This window comes from Burkholderia sp. M6-3 (assembly GCF_050858985.1).
Lineage (GTDB): Bacteria > Pseudomonadota > Gammaproteobacteria > Burkholderiales > Burkholderiaceae > Paraburkholderia > Paraburkholderia caledonica.
In genome coordinates this window covers 1025464-1039355 of the sequence record NZ_CP110091.1, presented here as the reverse complement: position 1 = coordinate 1039355, position 13892 = coordinate 1025464, and the positions used below count along the sequence as shown (strand labels likewise).

Genomic DNA, 13892 nt, shown 5'->3' with positions numbered 1-13892 from the left:
CGTCGTAAAGCGGCACTCTCGCCGTTAAGTTTAATTTAACGGAACGGAAGAAAATCTCGCTGGATGGATATTTTTGACGTTACTACTCTGGAACGCATCAGAAGGTCAGTCCGTTAAATCCGAAGCGAGCCGTTCATGTCCTACACGCCATCCGAATTTCGTCAGCAGATACGCAGCGGCCGCTTGTCGGGTCCCACCGCAGGCTTTTGCGGCGACTACGCGCAAGCTAATCTCGCCATTCTTCCGCAGCAATATGCCGCCGATTTTCTGCGTTTCTGCACGCTCAATCCGAAGGCGTGCCCATTGCTGGGGATCGGAGACCCAGGCCAGTGGCGCGTGCCCTCGCTCGGCGCCGACCTCGATATTCGGAACGACGTACCTGCGTTCTATGTGTATCGCCACGGCGAGCGCGCCGAAGAAGTGCACAGCCTCAACGAGCTCTGGCGCGACGACCTGGTGGTGTTTGCAATCGGCTGTTCGTTTTCGTTCGAAGAAATGCTGCGTCGCGAAGGCATTGGCCTGCGCCATATCGAACAGCAGGTCAATGTGCCCATGTATCGCACACGCGAGCGCAACGTGCCGGCAGGCGTGTTCGGCGGCAACCGCGTCGTCTCGATGCGCCCACTGAAAGCCGCCGACGCAATCCGCGCGATTCAGATCACGAGCCGCTTTCCCGCCGTGCATGGCGCGCCCGTACATATCGGCGACCCGTCGCTGATCGGCATTCGCGATCTGAGCCGGCCCGATTTCGGCGATGCAGTCGAAGTGCGCAGCGACGAACTGCCGGTGTTCTGGGCATGCGGCGTCACCCCGCAAGCCGCCATAGAGAGCGCGCGCCTGCCGTTCGCGATCGCGCACAAGCCGGGACACATGCTCGTCACCGACATTCCCAACGCCTCGCTCGCCGTCATCTAGCGCGGCGCCATTTCATCCGCAAGCCGCGCGCTAGACGCGGCCCATCACGACGACCGGAGTTCAAGCATGGAAACCAAAGCGCAGTTGACCGCGGACGCCGAGCGCTACGACGGCTCCGTCGCAGCGAAAGGCCCATTTGCGTGGTATCGGCAGATCTCCGCTGCCGAGAAACGCGCGTTCTGGAGTTGCAAGATCGGCTACGTGCTCGATGCAATGGACACACAATTCCTGAGCTTCGTGATTCCGACGCTGATCGCGACGTGGGGCATCACGCGCGGCGATGCAGGACTGATCGGCACAGTCACGCTGCTGAGTTCGGCGGTCGGCGGCTGGGCGGCGGGCGTACTGTCCGATCGCGTCGGCCGGGTGAAGACCTTGCAGATCACGATTCTGTGGTTCGCGATTTTTACGCTGGCCTGCGCGCTGGCGCAGAACTTCTCGCAACTTCTGTGGGCGCGCGGATTGATGGGGCTGGGTTTCGGCGGCGAATGGACCGCGGGCGCCGTGCTGATCGGCGAAGTGATCCGCGCGCGCGACCGCGGCAAGGCGGTGGGACTGGTGCAGGCTGGTTGGGCGATCGGCTGGGGCGTGTCGACATTGCTCTTCATGGCCGTTTTCTCGCTCGTCCCCGCCGATTACGCGTGGCGTGTGCTGTTCGCGATCGGCATTGCGCCGGCGCCGTTCGTGATCTGGATCCGCCGCTTCGTCGAAGAGCCGGAGGTACATCGGCGGCAAAAAGAAGCTCAGGATGCGGCTCAGGCGCGTCCTTCGATGCTCGACATTTTCCGCGGCGATATTGTCTGGACGACGCTGCGTGCATCTATTCTCGCGACCGGCGTGCAAGGCGGCTACTACGCGGTGACCACGTGGCTGCCGACGTATCTGAAAACCGAGCGGCACTTGAGCGTGATCGGCACCGGCAGCTATCTGGGCGTCGTGATCGTCGGCTCGTATTGCGGATATCTGACGGGCGCCTATGTCAGCGACCGCATTGGCCGCAAGCGCGCGTTCATCGCGTTCGCTGTCGCCTCATGCGCGATTGCGTCGATTTACACGCAGCTTCCGCTGGATAATCTGTCGATGCTCGTGCTCGGTTTCCCGCTTGGGTTTTGCGCATCGGGGATTTTCTCTGGCATGGGCGCGTTTTTGACCGAGTTGTTTCCTACGCGGATTCGCGGTTCGGGCCAAGGGTTCTGCTACAACTTTGGGCGAGCTATCGGCGCGACGTTTCCATTCCTGATCGGCTACGTGTCGCAGACAATGACGCTTGGCCATGCGATCGGCGCATTCGCGGCGGCAGCCTACGGGATAGTGATTCTCGCCGCGCTTACGCTGCCGGAAACGCGGGGGCAGGCGCTGAGGGAGTGAGGTACGCGGCGGGTGTGGCGCGTTTTGATGGGCCGCTGAGTTCGCTGTTCATAGTCCGCGGCTCTCACCCGCCGCCGGCCACTGCTCACGCCTGCTCGGGCGCGCGTCCTATCACGTGCGAATCCGATGCGCCTGAAGGCTCGGTTTGCCCGCGCCCGCGTCCCGACGTGACGACCGCGCCGGTGCCGCCAGGTCGCCGCACCGACTTTGCATGCCGTTCGATCAGCCGTTGCAGCAAACAGAAAGCGCAAAGCAGCGCGCCGATCACGATGCGGGTCCACCAGGAACTGAGTGTGCCGTCGAACGTAATCAACGTTTGAATCGTGCCGAGAATGCCGACGCCGAACAGCGAACCGACCACATAGCCGACACCGCCCGTCAGCAGCGTTCCGCCGATCACGGTTGCCGCGATGGCGTCGAGTTCCATGCCTTGCCCTTGCAGGCCGTAGCCGGACAACACGTAGAACGTGAACACCGCGCCGCCGAGCGCCGAGCAGAAGCCGCTCAGCGCATACACGCCGATGCGCGTATGCGCGACCGGCAGCCCCATCAGCAAAGCGGAGCGCGCATTGCCGCCTACCGCGTACACGTTGCGGCCAAAACGCGTGAAGTGAGCGACGTAGATCGCCCCGAGCAGCGCGACGAATGCGATCAGCACGTTCGCCGTCACAGAGCCGATGCCGATGTCGAGCCGGAATGCCGAGATCGCGTGAAAGGTCGGATCCGTAATCGTGATCGACTGCGTGGTGATCAGAAAACACAAGCCGCGCGCGAAGAACATCCCAGCAAGCGTCACGATAAACGCCTGCAGGCGAAAGAAATGAATCAGCGCGCCTTGCACTGCGCCAAATACGGTGCCCATCACCAAGACGATCGGCACGATCACCCACACCGATAAGTGATAGCGTTCCGACAATACCGCTTCGACGATGGTGGTGAGCGCAACCACGGAACCCACCGACAGGTCGATGCCGCCGGACACGATCACAAACGTCATGCCGATCGCAACGATCAGCAAAAAAGCGTTGTCGACAAGCAGATCGAGCAGCACCTGCCACGAGAAGAAACCGGTGTACATCACGGAACCGAAGCCGAACAGCGCGCAGAACAGCAGGATCGTGACCGCAATGGGCAATGTGCGCGGATCGACAATATGCGCCCACGCAGAGAAGAATCGTCTCATCGTGCCACCCCGCGTTGCTTGATCATCTGCATGCCGACCGACATTGCGAGTGCGCGCGCGGCTGGCGACTGGATTACGCTAACCGTGAGCACGACCGCCGCCTTCACGACCAACGTAGCTTCGGGCGGCACACCGATCGAATACGTCGTGTAGGTCAGCGTCTGGATGATCAGTGCGCCGAGCACCGTGCCGGCGAAACTGAAGCGGCCGCCGAGCAGCGACGTGCCGCCGAGCGTGACGGCGAGAATAGCGTCGAGTTCCAGCAGAAGGCCGGCGTTGTTGCCGTCGGCGCTGCGCACGTTCGAGCTGATCAGGATGCCCGCCATCGCCGCGGTCAGGCCGGAGAAGCCGTACACCGCGAAGACGAGCGCTTTCGAGCGCAAGCCGACGAGGCGCGTCGCAACAGGATTCACACCGATCGCGCGGATAAAGAGCCCGAGCGCCGTTCCCTCGACGAGCGCCGCTGTCGCCAGCACGGCGATCGTCGCGATCCATACCGAGCACGGCACACCGAGCCAGTAGCCGCCGCCGACGAACAGATAGCCGGGCGCGCCGATCGGAATGATCTGCCCGGCCGTCAACAACTGTGCGATGCCGCGACCTGCGACCATCAGAATCAACGTCGCAATGATCGGCTGCATGCCGACAAAGGACACGAGCAAACCGTTCCACATGCCGCTCAACACACCGACGATCAGCGCCGCAAGCAACGCCTGCGCGATCAGGCTGCCGGTCGGCACAGGTTGCGTCGCGAGTATCGTCGCCGCGGCGGCGCCGGCGATTGCGACGACCGCGCCCACCGAAATGTCGATGCCGCGCGTCGCGATAACGAGCGTCATGCCGGTCGCGACCAGCACGAGCGGCGCGGCGCGGTTCAACACGTCGATCGGCGCGCCGAACAGATGGCCGTCGAGCATACGCAGCGACAGGAAATGCGGATTGACCCAGAGGTTCAACGCGCACAACAACGCCAGTGTCACGCACGGCCAGATCAACGGACGCTCGACGCCGTCACGCGCGAGCCAGTTCGATAGCTTCATTCGCCGCTCCCCGCGATGAGTCGGTAGATATTGTCTTCATTCGACGCCTTGCCCTCGACTTCAGCGATCTTGCGGCGGTCGCGCAAGACGGCCACGCGATGACTGACGCGCAGCACTTCGCTGATCTCGGACGAAATGAACAGAATGCTCAGACCGTTTGCGCACAACGCGAGCAGACGGTCCATGATGTCGAATTTCGCAGCGACATCGATGCCGCGCGTGGGTTCGTCGAGAATCAGGAGTTTCGGATCGGTGGCGAGCCAGCGCGCAAGTAGCGCTTTCTGCTGGTTGCCACCTGATAGAAGCCCGATAGGCTGCTCAGCGTCCGAGACCTTGATGCCGAGCCGTTCAATCCACAAGTCGGCCAGTTCGCGCGCGCGTTGACGGCTGATCTTGCGCCACCATCCACGTCTTGCCTGCAATGCCAGCAGGATGTTCTCGCGAATCGACAGGTCCGCGACGATGCCCTCTTTCTTGCGGTCTTCCGCGCAATACGCAATGCCGTGGCGCACCGCATCGTGCGGCGAGCGCAGCCGTACGGGTTTGCCATCCACGAGCATCGTGCCGCTATCGGCACGATCCGCGCCGAACAACAGCCGCGCCGTCTCAGTGCGGCCGGAACCGAGCAGTCCGGCGAGTCCGAGTATCTGACCGCGCTCGACATTCAGGTCGATCGGCTGCAAGGTGCCGCGCTTGCCCACGCCGCGCAATTCGATAAACGCCGACGCTGCCCGCTCGCCTCGTTCCGTTCCGCCCGGAGCGGACGCTTCATGCGCGGCTTCGCGAAGGCGCTCACTCATGCGCTCGTGACCGACCATCTTCGCGACCAGTTGATCGGCCGACAGATTCCGCGCGAGGTATTCGCCCTCGCGCTCGCCGTTGCGCATAACCGTAATGCGATCGGAAATAGCATACGTCTGCTCGATAAAGTGCGTGACGAACAGAATCGCGATTCCAGATTGCTTAAGATGCCGAAGTATTTTGAAGAGCTGAGCGACTTCGCTGTCATCGAGACTCGACGTAGGCTCGTCGAGTATGAGCACGCGTGCATCGACGGAAAGCGCTCTGGCAATGGCCACCATCTGCTGCACTGCGATCGGATAGGCGTCGAGCGAGCGCGTCACGTCGAGCGAGATATCGAGGCGTGCCAGTGCGGCTTGCGCGCGTCGTTTGATGTCGGGCCAATCGATCGCGCCGAACCGCCGCGGCTGCCGGCCGGCGAAAATGTTTTCAGCGACCGACAGGTTCGGGCACAGATTGACTTCCTGATACAGCGTGCGTACACCTGCCGCCTCGGCTTCCTGCGGCGAAGCGAACGCAACGACTTCGCCCGCCAGCCTGATCGTCCCGGTGTCGGGTGCGATCACGCCAGTGAGCACATTGATCAGAGTAGACTTGCCTGCGCCGTTCTGCCCCATCAGCGTGTGAACTTCGCCGGGGAACAGCCGGAAATCGACGCGTTGGAGCGCCTTGACGCCAGGGAACGTCTTGCTGACACCGGTGGTCGCAAGAATCGGCTCGCAGGGGTCCACGTCGCGGTCTACCGCAACGGTAGCTGCAACGAACGGGGGCGTTCTCGTGGCCGGCGGATTCGGTTCGGAAGCGGGATGCGTCATAGACCTCGCTCGAGCGGCGGTGCGTTGGTGTCGTGGTGCCTTGGCGCGTCGTGCCTGTGTTGCCATCGTTACGGCAAGCCCCAGCATCGGGTGAAAAGAGACCGTCCGCTGCCCAAGCAATCGGACGGTCAGGCACCGCTGGAGAAACTTTTGAAGCTCGATTACAGCTTCCTCTGCTACTGCCAGTGCTGGATTAACTGTTATGGCATACAGGAAAATAGCAAGGAAGACTAATTACTTTTCCTAGTACTTTCGCGTCGGCAACGTCTGCGCCGCAACGCTCATCGGGAAGACTGTTTCTTCGGTCAGGATGCGCTTCGGCAACGGCTTGCCGGCCACCACATCCTTTACCGCCGACATGAGTTGCGGTCCGAGCAACGGACTGCATTCCACGTCGACATTCATCTTGCCCGCGGCCATCGCCTGGAAGCCGCCCTTGGTTGCATCGAACGAAACGACAATGACGTCCTTGCCTGGATGCATGCCCGCCTCTTCCATTGCCTGGATAGCGCCGAGCGCCATATCGTCGTTATGCGCATAAACTACATTTATTTTATTCCCATAGGTTTTAATAAACGCTTCCATGACCTGCTTGCCGCCGGCCAACGTGAAGTCGCCGCTTTGCGACGCGATAACCTTGAACTTGGGATCGCTCTTGATCACTTCGATGAGGCCAGCGTGCCGGTCGTTCGCCGGTGCAGAGCCTACGGTTCCCTGCAATTCAGCGATGTTGAGCGGACCTTGAGCATCTTTATAGTGGTCGGCGAGCCATTTCCCGCCGCGCCGGCCCTCTTCAAGGAAGTCAGAGCCGATCATCGTCACGTACAGCGAGGTATCTTTGACGTCGATATTGCGGTCAGTGAGGATCACAGGAATCTTCGCGGCCTTAGCCTCACGCAGCACCGGTTCCCAGCCAGATTCGACGACCGGCGAGAAAGCAATGACGTCGACTTTCTGCGCAATATACGAACGGATCGCCTTGATCTGGTTTTCCTGCTTCTGCTGCGCGTCCGAGAACTTGAGTTTGATCTTGGCGTCGGCCGCCGCGGATTTCACCGACTCCGTGTTGGCGGTCCGCCATGCGCTTTCGGCGCCGACCTGGGCGAAACCCAGCGTGATCTGTTTGTCCTGCGCATAGGCGCCGGGCGTTGCCAGCGTCAGCGTACCGAAACCCGCGCACAGGGCGAGCGCGCCCAACGCACGACATGCGGCGCGTCGTGTATTCGCCATGACTGTCTCCTGATCGTTGTTGTGTAGGCGACCCCGTCGAATCCGCGCGGCCCTGAGGCCTGCGCGATGCGTGGATCGTGATGTAGCGTAGTGTGCCGGGCCTTAACAGTCCAATCATATGATTCGCGGCGGCAATATCAATTTTGATATAGGACGCGGGCTTATGCGGAGACGGCGGGTGCAAAGCTCGGGGGCGCTAATCCGCTCATGGATCGGAGTGGCGCAAAGCGGCCGGTGGTTTTTATGTGCTTACCTGCTGAGTGACACGCGTTTTGCTGCGTCCAGGAAGTCGAATCTGCGAGCGGGCGTTCAGGCGCGCGACGGCCGACTCGCTTCCTCGCGGGGTGTGACCCATCGGAAGGTCAGGTTGATGCGCTCGCCTGCTACGCGCGGCTCTTTCGGCACCCTATGCCGCCATTCGGCCTGTGTCTCGCCCTTCATTACAAGTAAGCTGCCGCTTTTCAGCGAGAACGACTGGATGGTGCCGGTTTTGTTATGCCGCAGGTCGAACGTGCGCGCCGCGCCCAGGCTGACCGATGCGATGACCGGCTGTGGCCCGAGCTCGCGCTCGCGGTCCGCATGCCATCCCATACTGTCCGTGCCGCTGCGGTAGCGATTGAGCAGAACGCTATTGAACCGCGCATTGCTGGCCGCTTCGGCAGCGGTCTTTAGTTCCGCGACTGTGGGCGTCCACGGTTGCGGCAGATTGCGTATGCCGGAATAGACATACACCGCGTCGGGATCGCCCTGCCACGCGGTTAGCCGCGGCAGCGCGACGCGGCCGCCGGGCGTACCCATCGTATCTTGCCGCCATTCGACTTCGGCTAGAAGTTGCGCAAGGCACTGCTCGGCTCTATCGGGCGCGAGCCAGTCGGGATACCAGGCGACGTCAGGCGTCGGAAGGTCATCGAATAGGTCCGTCATATGGTTGCTTGAAACGAGCGCGAAGCGTGCGCAATGGAACGTTGACTATTATGGTGGCAAAGACTACCCGCCTGCTTTAGCGGCTTTGCGGTTTCATTGGACTCGGCGGATGCGTCTAATGGCGCTTCTCATTGCGCTGCGATCGCGGCACGAGCGCGTCCAGCACTTTCCGGTGCCACCTTCATTGGACCATTATGATGAATCTATCGGATCAGGCGTTCGACCAGTTGTTTCGGGAAGCTCGCACATATAGTGCCTGGCAGCCGAAACCCGTTGATGACGCATTGCTCGAGCAACTTGTCGAGTTGACGCTGCTCGGCCCGACGTCGGCGAATTCCAGTCCAGGGCGATTCGTCTTTGTCAAAACCCCGGCTGCCAAGGAGAAGCTGCGACCCGCTTTGTCCCCCGGTAACGTGGACAAGACGATGGCGGCGCCGGTGACGGTCATTGTCGGGATGGATTTGGCATTTTATGAGCATCTGCCGAAGCTTTTCCCACATGCCGATGCGCGCAGCTGGTTTGCCGGCAATGACAAAGCTATTGACGACACGGCGTTTCGCAACTCGACGCTACAAGGCGGCTACCTGATCCTCGCCGCTCGGGCGCTTGGCCTTGACGCCGGGCCAATGTCGGGCTTTGACGCAACCCAGGTCGACGAGACCTTCTTCGCCGGCACGACGATCCGGTCGAACTTCCTGGTCAATCTCGGATACGGTGATGCGTCGAAACTGTTTCCGCGCAGCCCCCGCTTGAGCTTCGCCGAGGCCGCGCGGATAGTCTGACGCACGCCGTTTCAGGTGAAGATTGCGATGTAGAACACGACGACGCCTATCACTGCGCCGACGAAGCAGAAATTTTCTACGGTTTCGTCGCCATTGGAACGAAGCCAGGCGCCGACGACCCCGAACAGCCCCGCAATACCAAGCGTGACGCACAGCATGACGACACCGAATAGGGCGCTCTTGCCGAGCTCGGAGAAGTCTATGTTGCGCACGCCGAGGTACAAACCCAACGCCATCAACGACAGGCCGACGAGAGGCAACATCACATGACTGCCCTCGTATCCCACGTGATGAGTACGGTGCGCAGGCCCCCCGGGGTGAAAACGATGACCTGATCCGAGCAGCTTCATGATCGCCTCCTGCCTCGCCTTTGTGGCGATAACGCCGACTGAATTCGATCGCTGTCGTGTCGATAGACGTTGCAGCGACTCTTTCTGCCAGCCGGCTCACTTTCAGCATAGCTCACACCCACGCTTAATTCAAAGCCCATTTAATTAGGGTTATCAGCGTGCCGAGGCCTGCTCGTGGTGGATGGCTTCCGGCAAATGCTTTGTCGACGCATTGGCTGCATGCCACTATCGCTGCGCTGCAGCGAAGCACTCGACTTCCCGCGGACACCCGTGCATTTCGTGCGCCGGCACGCCGTTGCGCATGCCGGTAGAATGAGCCAGCCCGTCGGTTACATCGCCGCAGCGACCGACCACCGCCGGCGCTCGTCCTCCCGGCCCCTACCCGCCTTCAAGTTCTCTATGCGCCGCTCATCGTTCCTTGTACGCCTGATCCTGATTGGCATCCTGCTGCACATTTACGTCGGCTTCCGTTTGATCCCGGACATGCCGGTGAGCATGACCGTCCGTACGCTAGCAGGCTTGTGGCTCGTGCTGTCGGTCTTGCTCATTCCGCTCGGCATGCTTGCGCGCACGATCAAACAGCAACCGCTCGGCGACCGGCTCGCGTGGGTCGGCTTGCTGGCAATGGGCTTCTTCTCTTCGCTGCTGGTTCTCACATTTGCGCGCGACCTGGTGCTGGCCTCACTGATGACCGTGGACGCGATCTGGCCAGGCACAATCGCCCTTGCTCGGTGGCGCACCGGCACTGCGGCTGCCGTGCCGGTGCTTGCAATACTGTCGACACTGGTCGGACTCTTCAATGCCCGCCGCCGCGCCCGCGTTGTGACGATCGAGGTGCCGATCGAAGATCTGCCAGCCGCCCTCGATGGCTTCACGATTGTTCAGATCAGCGACATTCACGTGGGTCCGACCATCAAGCGCCGGTATGTGGACGCTATCGTCGACGCGGTGAATCATCTGAAGCCCGACCTCATTGCCGTGACAGGCGACGTGGTGGACGGCACGGTCCCACAACTGACTCATCACACACAGCCGCTCTCGCGCCTGAGCGCACGCCACGGCGCGTTCCTGGTTACTGGCAACCACGAGTACTACGCGGGAGCCAACGCGTGGATCGACGAATTCCGGCGCCTCGGGCTCAACGTGCTACTGAACGAACACGTGATCGTCGAACACGACGGCGCGCGCGCCGTTATTGCCGGCGTAACCGATTATTCGGCTGGCCATCATGATCCGCTGCACCGCAGTGACCCGATGGCAGCGATCGCGGGTGCACCGGGCGATGTGCTGATCAAAGTGCTGCTCGCACACCAGCCACGCTCCGCCGAAGCAGCCGCTGCCGCCGGCTTCACGCTGCAACTGTCGGGTCATACGCACGGCGGCCAGTTCTTCCCGTGGAACTTCTTCGTGCGGATTCAGCAACCGTTCACCGCTGGCCTCGCACGTCTGAACGGATTGTGGGTATACACGAGCCGCGGCACCGGTTACTGGGGACCGCCGAAGCGGCTTGGGGCGCCTTCGGAGATCACCCGGGTGCGCCTTGTGCCCGGCGAGCCAGACTAAGTGCCGCTGGAAGCGGCGTACGAAAGCACATGCTCTGTTCGCCCGACGCAGCAGGCAGGCACATCAAAACGCTCGTTACTGCACGGGCGCGACCGCGACATTGATTTGCGGCGCGAACGCCACCGACACTTGCATGCCCGGCGTTACGTTTGCCAGCTTTGCCGGATCGCGACTCTGGAGATGGAAGACCGAGCCGTTTGCGTCTTTCAGCGCCATCACGCCGGAAGCATGGTCGATTGCCTGCACTTGAGCGCTTACATTCTGTTCGGGGTTGGGCTGCCCGAGTGGCGCAGCGGCAGGAGTGATTGCGCCTTCCCCGTTCGCACCATGGGTAACCCTGATCACAGCGGTACGCATCATACGGATATGAACCTTGCCGCCCTGGCTGATTCGCGCAAGGTCTCGGGTATCCGAAACGTCGAACGACGCCTCACCGCCCTGCACGTCTCGCACGGTCACGGAATGCTTTGCGCGGTCGACAGATGTCACGACACCTTCCGCCTGCAGCGTACTACTTCCTTCAAACGGAGCAGGTAGACCTGCGGCGAAGGACGCGAACGGGGCGGCGGCAATCAATGCGCCTGCAATGATGCCAAGAGCTTTAGTTTTCATACATTCCTCGACGACATGAACGGCAGAGAACGGCGGAGAACCAACGCGGTTCAGCAAACTGGCTATTCTTCCAGGCAGGCGTAAGAATCTTGCGATGCCCGGAGAAATACGAAACGTGCTGATAGTGTGTATATCATGATGACCGCCGTCAACGTTTGGACTCCGTATTAGTTTGTTGATCGGTCTGCGTTGGTCGTCGAAATTTCCTGGTCGCTCTGGTGCGCATGCATTGTCTACATCTGGCTTACAACAGTTTCAGACAATGTTAATTCTGCATCCTGAATATGGACTGCCCCACCGGCTTCGACTAAGCTTTGTGACCGCGTATTTTCCACATTCAACCATGGAGTCTCGATTATGGAACACGGCATCATTGCCTGGCTTGTCATCGGCGCGATCGCTGGCTGGCTGGCCGGCGTGCTCGTCAAAGGCGGCGGCTTCGGCCTTATCGTCGACATCATCGTCGGCATTGTGGGCGCGTTCATTGGCGGTTGGCTCGCCGGCGTGCTGCACATTTCGCTGGGTGGCGGCTGGATCGGCTCAATCATCACTGCTGTGATCGGCGCGGTCATCCTGCTGTTTATTATCCGCCTCGTTCGGCGCGGCGGCTAAACGTAGCGCTGTTGCACAATGCTGGCGTCGGGGGCAACGCACCTGACGCCAGCATTGTCCTGACTTAAGCAGTTGCCTGCGCTGCCGGCAACATCGACCCAGTGTCGCGTAGCCGCGCATGCCAGGCGAAAGCTTCTTCGAGCCGATGCGGTGTCTGACCTCCGGCTCGCAACGCATCCCGGTAGTAGTCGCGAAGCAGCTCGCGATATTGCGGATGCACGCAGTTCTGAATAATAAGCGTGGCGCGCTCGCGCGGGGCGAGACCGCGCAAATCTGCCAAGCCTTGTTCGGTCACGACCACGTCCACGTCATGCTCGTTGTGGTCGCAGTGGGGAACCATCGGTACGACGCTGGAAACGAGACCGCCCTTCGCCGTCGACTTGGTCGCGAAGATCGCACACGACGCATTGCGCGAAAAGTCGCCGGACCCGCCGATGCCGTTCATCATATGCGTGCCGCCCACATGCGTTGAATTCACGTTGCCGTAAATGTCGAATTCGAGTGCGGTGTTCAATGCGATCAGTCCGAGCCGGCGAATCACTTCGGGATGGTTGCTCACTTCTTGCGGGCGCAACACGAGGCGGCTGCGATAGCGTTCGAGTTCGCCGAACACCTGCGCCTGACGCGCGGCAGACAACGTGATCGACGCACCCGAGGCGAACGTAACCTTGCCGGCGTCCAACAGGTCGAAAGTGGAATCCTGCAGCACCTCGGAGTAAATTTCGAACGCGTCGAAAGGCGCATCCACGAAGCCAGCCAATACAGCGTTCGCGATCGTGCCTATGCCCGCCTGCAACGGCGGCAACCGCCGCGGCATACGTCCGTGCGCAACTTCATGCTGGAAAAATTCGATCAGATGACCCGCTATCAGACTCGTCTCCGTGTCTGCGGGCAGCACTGTAGAAGGGCTATCAGGCTTGTCGGTTATAACGATCGCCGCGATTTTGTCGGCTGGAATTTCGATCGCCGGCGTGCCGATGCGATCGCGCGGCTGAACGAGCGGGAGCGGGTCGCGATTCGGCCGACGGCCTGGGATCCAGATGTCGTGCAGCCCTTCCAATGCAAGCGGTTGGGCCAGGTTGATTTCAACAATGACCTTATCGGCGAGTATCGCAAAACTTGCTGAGTTGCCCACCGATGTGGTCGGCACTATGCCACCGCTTTCCGTGATAGCTACAGCTTCGATGATCGCGACATCGAGTTTGCCGAGCTGGTTGGCGCGCAGCATTTCGACCGTCTCCGAGAGATGCTGGTCGACGAACATCACCTCGCCGCGGTTGATTGCGTCCCGCAGGGTCTTGTCGACCTGGAACGGCAAGCGGCGCGCCAGCACATGAGCCTCGGTGAGCATGCGGTCCACGTCATGGCCGAGCGACGCACCCGTCATTAAGGTGATGCGCAGCGGTTTGTCTTCGTGGCGAGCGCGCTCGGCCAATGCAAGCGGAACCGCTTTAGCGTCTCCCGCGCGCGTGAAGCCGCTCGCGCCCACGCGCATGCCGTCCTTAATTGCGAGTGCTGCGTCGGCGGCGGATGTAATTTTATTGCGCAGCGAATCGCAGCGAATCCGGTCTTCGTACATGAAACGGGTCCCTCCATGGTCAGCGATCGCTCTACCGGTGCGCGCGTCTGCGGTGCGCTTTGGTCGGCGGTCGGCTTTTCACAGTGGCCGCGGCGTCATCATCCATGCGTCGCGCCAC

13 protein-coding genes are annotated in these 13892 nt (G+C 61.2%); 5 read left to right on the top strand and 8 right to left on the bottom strand.

Features of this window, described 5'->3' with window-relative positions:
- The first annotated feature begins 135 nt into the window (after positions 1–135).
- Together OH764_RS21955 and OH764_RS21950 are read left to right on the top strand one after the other, a co-directional pair.
- Entirely contained in the window at positions 136–915 is a 780-nt protein-coding gene (locus tag OH764_RS21955) for a putative hydro-lyase (protein ID WP_498850781.1), read from the top strand.
- 66 nt (positions 916–981) lie between these two features.
- A complete protein-coding gene (locus OH764_RS21950) occupies positions 982–2283 on the top strand; it encodes an MFS transporter (RefSeq protein WP_498850780.1) in 1302 nt (433 codons plus the stop codon).
- An 85-nt stretch (positions 2284–2368) separates the two neighbouring features.
- Here the strand turns inward: OH764_RS21950 and yjfF are convergent, their stop codons facing one another.
- The 5 genes from yjfF to OH764_RS21925 all read right to left on the bottom strand — a co-directional run bounded on the left by yjfF (position 2369) and on the right by OH764_RS21925 (position 8276).
- Positions 2369–3466 carry a sugar ABC transporter permease gene (gene yjfF / locus OH764_RS21945; RefSeq protein ID WP_498850779.1) on the bottom strand — a complete coding sequence of 366 codons (1098 nt, stop codon included), beginning with the start codon at positions 3464–3466 and terminating at the stop codon, positions 2369–2371.
- Complete coding sequence (locus OH764_RS21940) at positions 3463–4506, bottom strand: ABC transporter permease (protein ID WP_204523412.1); 1044 nt, start codon at positions 4504–4506, stop codon at positions 3463–3465. The genes yjfF and OH764_RS21940 overlap by 4 nt, the downstream gene beginning before the upstream one ends.
- Positions 4503–6122, bottom strand: a complete 1620-nt coding sequence (locus OH764_RS21935) for a sugar ABC transporter ATP-binding protein (RefSeq protein ID WP_498850778.1) — start codon at positions 6120–6122, stop codon at positions 4503–4505. Before OH764_RS21935 ends, OH764_RS21940 begins: the two co-directional genes overlap by 4 nt.
- Positions 6123–6365: 243 nt before the next feature.
- Positions 6366–7352, bottom strand: a complete 987-nt coding sequence (locus OH764_RS21930) for an ABC transporter substrate-binding protein (RefSeq protein ID WP_498850777.1) — start codon at positions 7350–7352, stop codon at positions 6366–6368.
- Between the two features lie 309 nt (positions 7353–7661).
- Complete coding sequence (locus OH764_RS21925) at positions 7662–8276, bottom strand: alpha-ketoglutarate-dependent dioxygenase AlkB family protein (RefSeq protein ID WP_498850776.1); 615 nt, start codon at positions 8274–8276, stop codon at positions 7662–7664.
- Between the two features lie 197 nt (positions 8277–8473).
- On the opposite strand from OH764_RS21925, the gene OH764_RS21920 reads away from it, so the two are divergent.
- Entirely contained in the window at positions 8474–9058 is a 585-nt protein-coding gene (locus OH764_RS21920; RefSeq protein WP_498851258.1) for a nitroreductase family protein, read from the top strand.
- Between the two features lie 11 nt (positions 9059–9069).
- Here the strand turns inward: OH764_RS21920 and OH764_RS21915 are convergent, their stop codons facing one another.
- Complete coding sequence (locus OH764_RS21915) at positions 9070–9408, bottom strand: hypothetical protein (RefSeq protein ID WP_498850775.1); 339 nt, start codon at positions 9406–9408, stop codon at positions 9070–9072.
- Between the two features lie 399 nt (positions 9409–9807).
- Between OH764_RS21915 and OH764_RS21910 the strand changes: the two genes are divergently transcribed.
- Positions 9808–10971: a metallophosphoesterase gene (locus tag OH764_RS21910; RefSeq protein ID WP_498850774.1), complete on the top strand. Its 1164-nt coding sequence runs from the start codon at positions 9808–9810 to the stop codon at positions 10969–10971.
- Positions 10972–11046: 75 nt separating this feature from the next.
- Here the strand turns inward: OH764_RS21910 and OH764_RS21905 are convergent, their stop codons facing one another.
- The gene (locus tag OH764_RS21905; protein ID WP_498850773.1) at positions 11047–11583 is read right to left on the bottom strand and encodes a hypothetical protein; all 537 of its coding nucleotides are present in this window, start codon (positions 11581–11583) and stop codon (positions 11047–11049) included.
- A gap of 357 nt (positions 11584–11940) precedes the next feature.
- Between OH764_RS21905 and OH764_RS21900 the strand changes: the two genes are divergently transcribed.
- Positions 11941–12195 (top strand): GlsB/YeaQ/YmgE family stress response membrane protein, encoded by a 255-nt coding sequence (locus OH764_RS21900; protein ID WP_020070279.1) that lies wholly within the window; start codon positions 11941–11943, stop codon positions 12193–12195.
- A 64-nt stretch (positions 12196–12259) separates the two neighbouring features.
- Here OH764_RS21900 and scpC read toward each other — a convergent pair whose 3' ends face one another.
- The gene (gene scpC, locus OH764_RS21895; protein WP_498850772.1) at positions 12260–13774 is read right to left on the bottom strand and encodes an acetyl-CoA hydrolase/transferase family protein; all 1515 of its coding nucleotides are present in this window, start codon (positions 13772–13774) and stop codon (positions 12260–12262) included.
- Between the last annotated feature and the right edge of the window lie 118 nt (positions 13775–13892).

What these genes read in the sequence shown, in the direction of transcription:
- OH764_RS21910 (WP_498850774.1), top strand. Translation starts at nt 9,808, where the DNA reads ATGCGCCGCTCATCGTTCCTTGTACGCCTGATCCTGATTGGCATCCTG.
- OH764_RS21905 (WP_498850773.1), bottom strand. Translation starts at nt 11,583, where the DNA reads ATGAAAACTAAAGCTCTTGGCATCATTGCAGGCGCATTGATTGCCGCC.
- OH764_RS21925 (WP_498850776.1), bottom strand. Translation starts at nt 8,276, where the DNA reads ATGACGGACCTATTCGATGACCTTCCGACGCCTGACGTCGCCTGGTAT.
- OH764_RS21915 (WP_498850775.1), bottom strand. Translation starts at nt 9,408, where the DNA reads ATGAAGCTGCTCGGATCAGGTCATCGTTTTCACCCCGGGGGGCCTGCG.
- scpC (WP_498850772.1), bottom strand. Translation starts at nt 13,774, where the DNA reads ATGTACGAAGACCGGATTCGCTGCGATTCGCTGCGCAATAAAATTACA.
- OH764_RS21935 (WP_498850778.1), bottom strand. Translation starts at nt 6,122, where the DNA reads ATGACGCATCCCGCTTCCGAACCGAATCCGCCGGCCACGAGAACGCCC.
- OH764_RS21955 (WP_498850781.1), top strand. Translation starts at nt 136, where the DNA reads ATGTCCTACACGCCATCCGAATTTCGTCAGCAGATACGCAGCGGCCGC.
- OH764_RS21900 (WP_020070279.1), top strand. Translation starts at nt 11,941, where the DNA reads ATGGAACACGGCATCATTGCCTGGCTTGTCATCGGCGCGATCGCTGGC.
- OH764_RS21920 (WP_498851258.1), top strand. Translation starts at nt 8,474, where the DNA reads ATGAATCTATCGGATCAGGCGTTCGACCAGTTGTTTCGGGAAGCTCGC.
- yjfF (WP_498850779.1), bottom strand. Translation starts at nt 3,466, where the DNA reads ATGAGACGATTCTTCTCTGCGTGGGCGCATATTGTCGATCCGCGCACA.
- OH764_RS21930 (WP_498850777.1), bottom strand. Translation starts at nt 7,352, where the DNA reads ATGGCGAATACACGACGCGCCGCATGTCGTGCGTTGGGCGCGCTCGCC.
- OH764_RS21940 (WP_204523412.1), bottom strand. Translation starts at nt 4,506, where the DNA reads ATGAAGCTATCGAACTGGCTCGCGCGTGACGGCGTCGAGCGTCCGTTG.
- OH764_RS21950 (WP_498850780.1), top strand. Translation starts at nt 982, where the DNA reads ATGGAAACCAAAGCGCAGTTGACCGCGGACGCCGAGCGCTACGACGGC.